1 protein-coding gene is annotated in these 788 nt (G+C 67.3%); it reads left to right on the top strand.

What is annotated here, in order from left to right; translation table 11 throughout:
- A partial coding sequence (locus MOM01_RS22950) for a condensation domain-containing protein (RefSeq protein ID WP_241387752.1) occupies positions 1 to 788 on the top strand: 788 nt, incomplete at both ends.

Genomic DNA, 788 nt, shown 5'->3' with positions numbered 1-788 from the left:
TTCGGTGAGGTGCTGGGGGTCGAGCGGGTCGGCCTGGACGATGATTTCTTCGCGCTCGGTGGTAATTCGTTGTCGGCGACGCAGGTGGTGTCGCGGATCGGTGCTGCTCTCGATACTGCGGTGCCGGTGCGGGTGTTGTTCGAGGGTTCGTCGGTCGAGGCGTTGGCGGCGCGGGTGGCCGAGCATGTCGGTGCCGGTGGTCGGGTGCCGTTGGTGGCGCAGGAGCGTCCGGATCGGGTGCCGTTGTCGTTTGCGCAGTCGCGGATGTGGTTCCTGAATCAGTTCGATCCGTCGTCTGCGGTGTACAACGTGCCGTTGGCGATCCGGTTGTCGGGTGAGTTGGATGTGGTGGCGCTTGCTGCTGCGGTGTCGGATGTGGTCGAGCGGCACGAGTCGTTGCGGACGGTGTATCCGGCGGGGCCGGAGGGTCCGGTGCAGGTGGTGGTGCCGGTGTCGGCGGTGGGGTTGGATCTGTCGCCGGTGTCGGTGTCGGGGGCCGAGGTTGCGGCGCGGGTCGGTGAGGTGATCGCGGCGGGCTTCGATGTGGCGGCGGCGGTGCCGGTGCGGGTGCGGTTGTTGCGGGTCGTCGATGCGGTGGACGAGTTCGTGTTGGTGGTGGTGGTGCATCACATCGCGGGTGATGGTTCGTCGATGGGGCCGTTGGCGCGGGATGTGATGGTGGCCTACGAGTCGCGGTGTCGTGGTGAGGTGCCGGGTTGGGCGCCGTTGTCGGTGCAGTATGCGGATTTCGCGTTGTGGCAGCGGCAGGTCCTCGGCGACGAGAACGA

Source organism: Rhodococcus sp. CH91 (assembly GCF_022554085.1).
Taxonomy (GTDB): Bacteria; Actinomycetota; Actinomycetes; order Mycobacteriales; family Mycobacteriaceae; genus Rhodococcus.
This window is presented reverse-complemented; position numbering and strand designations above follow the sequence as displayed.